Source organism: Phenylobacterium sp. (assembly GCF_028290885.1).
Classification (GTDB): domain Bacteria; phylum Pseudomonadota; class Alphaproteobacteria; order Caulobacterales; family Caulobacteraceae; genus Phenylobacterium.
In genome coordinates, this window is the sequence record NZ_JAQGIZ010000129.1 from 1 (window position 1) to 2,637 (window position 2,637).

At 70.3% G+C, this 2,637-nt stretch carries 2 protein-coding genes; both read left to right on the top strand.

Annotation, left to right across the window (positions count from 1 at the left end):
• Positions 1 to 1,446 (top strand): prolyl oligopeptidase family serine peptidase (locus JWP28_RS08800; protein WP_299542136.1); only part of this gene is annotated, 1,446 nt, incomplete at its 5' end.
• A 26-nt stretch (positions 1,447 to 1,472) separates the two neighbouring features.
• Positions 1,473 to 2,637 (top strand): MFS transporter (locus JWP28_RS08805; protein ID WP_299542138.1); only part of this gene is annotated, 1,165 nt, incomplete at its 3' end.

Sequence of the window (2,637 nt, forward strand, 5' to 3'; positions counted from 1 at the left end):
ATGGTCGGCCATGGCTACTCCGGTGGCGCGGTAGGGCAGTCCAAGGACCTGGGCGGGCCGGCGGCGCTTCGCTACCTGCAGAGCCTGCCCTTCGTCGACAAGGCCAACATCGGGCTCGAGGGCCACTCCATGGGCGGCGTGCCGGTGATGACGGCGGCGGCCTCGCAGCCGGACGGCTACAAGGCGATCGTGCTGGAGGGCTCGACGCCGGCCTTCCTGGGGGCCAAGTCGCCCGCCAATCCTAAGAACCTGGCCATCGTATTCGGCCAGTTCGACGAGTTCGCGCCCCTGATGTGGGGCGTGCCGAAGGGCTCGCTGGTGGCCAACTCGCCGAAGCTCGCCAAGGTGTTCGGCGTGCCTGGCCCGGTGATCGTCGGCAAGATCTACGGGGTGATCGCCGACGGCAGCGCCCGCCTGCTCGAAAACCCGCCGGTGACCCACCCCTGGGAGCACTTCAGCTACGCCGGCGTCGGCGGGGCCGTGGACTGGTTCCAGAAGACCCTGGCGGGCGAGGCCAATCCCATGGCCCCCGGCGACCAGATCTGGCTGTGGAAGGACATCGGCACCGCGATCGGGTTCGCAGGCTTCGTCTGCCTCCTGATCGGGGCCTTCGAGCTGCTGCTGACGCTGCCGGTGTTCGCGAGCCTCAACCAGCCGGCGCAGGCCGCGGCCGAGCGGCGCGGCGGCAAGTGGTGGCTGGCCTTCCTGCTGACCGCGGCGGTTCCGGCGCTGACCTTCTATCCGCTGATGAAGCTCGGGAACCTGTTCTTCCCGATGCAGCTCTTCCCGCAGTACATCCAGAACCAGCTGGTCGTCTGGGCCTTGGTCAACGCCCTGATCACCCTGGTGCTGAGCCTGGCGCTCAGGGGCGGCAAGCCGGCGTTCACGACGGACTGGCCGAAGTCGGCCGGGATCGCTGTGGCGACCATCGCCATCGGCTATCTGTCGCTGGTGATCGTCGATGCGGTGTTCAAGGTGGACTACCGCTTCTGGGTCCTGGGCCTGAAGCCGCTGGACGGCCGCCACGCGCTGATGGCAATCCCCTACCTCGTGCTGTGGGCGGTGTTCTTCCTGGTGGCTCTTCGGGCGCTGGCGGCGAACCTGGCGGTGAAGGGCGAGGGCTTCATGGTCCAGGCCGGCGCCTGGAAGCTCGCCATGAGCCTGGGGTTCATCGTCCTGCTGGTCGTGGAATACGCGACCCTCTTCCGGACCGGCCTGCTGCTCACCCCAAGCGAGCCCCTGAACACCATCGTGGCGATCCAGTTCGTGCCCCTGCTGGCCACCTTCGGGGCGATCGCGGCGGTGACCTACCGGCGGACCAACTCCTACGTCCCCGGCGCCCTGATCTGCGCGCTGCTGCTCAGCTGGTACGTGACAGCCGGCACCGCGACCCACTGGTATCCGGGCTTCAAGCTGCCGGCGCCTGCAGCGTCGCGGTCGAAGTAGCGACCGGACTGGGCTAAGTGGCGCGGATGTCCGAGTCCGCCGCCGCGCCGAACAGCTGGGCCGACCTGCTTTCGGGCGGCCGACTGCCGCGCTTTGCGCTGATCTGCCTGGGCGTGTGGCTGAGCGCGGCCGACAGCCTGGTCACGGCGACCATCATGCCGAGCGTCGGCGCGGAGCTCGGCGGCTACGGCTATTTCAGCTGGGCGACGGCCGGCTTCCTGATCGGCGCGATCCTGGCGGGCGCCAGCGCCGGGCGGCTCTCGGAGATCTTCGGGCTGAGGCCGGCCATCGCCTTCGCCGGCCTCGCCTATGCGGCCGGCTGCGTGATGAGCGCGGCGGGGCCGAACATCGCCGTCTTCCTGGCCGGGCGGGTGCTGCAGGGCGTCGGCGGCGGCTGGATTTCGGGCTTCTCCATGGTGGCCATCGCGCTGTTGTTCCCCGAGCGGCACCTGGCCAAGGTGTTCGCCGCGGTCTCCGGCGTCTGGGGGATCGCCACGGTGCTGGGACCGTTGGTCGGCGGCCTGTTCGCCCAGGCCCATGAGTGGCGGATGGTGTTCTGGCTGTTCGCGGCCCAGGCGGTGGCGTTCAGCCTCGCCGCGGTCTGGCTGCTGAAGGCCGATACGAAGGCTGCGGGCGGCCAGGGCGTGCCCTGGACCCAGCTCGGCGTCCTGACCCTCGGCGTGGCCGCCATCGCGGTGGCCGACATCACCCGCGGCGCGCTCGCCGCCGGGGGGCTGGTGCTGGCGGGGCTCGTGCTCTTGGCTGTGGTGCTGAAGGTCGACGGGCGGGCCGCCGTGCGTCTGCTGCCGCACCGGGCGGCGGACCTGAAGACCATCGTGGGCTCCGGCTATGCGGCGATGTTCGCGCTGACCGCCGCCTCCATGGGCCTCTCGGTCTACGGTCCGGCGATCCTGCAGACGCTTCGCGGCATGTCGCCGCTCTGGGCCGGCTATGTGATCGCGGCCGAGGCCCTGGGCTGGACGGTTTGCGCCCTGCTGGTGGCCGACACCTCGGATCTCTGGGATGGGCGCTGGGTGCGGTTCGGGTCGGTCTGCGTGGTGGCGAGCCTCGTCCTGCTCACCTGGGCCATGCGCGACGGGTCGCTCGCCTGGGTGATCGCCGGCTCGACGCTGCTGGGGGCGGGCTTCGGCTTCTTCTGGAGCTTCATGAGCCGGCGCGTGATGGCGGCGC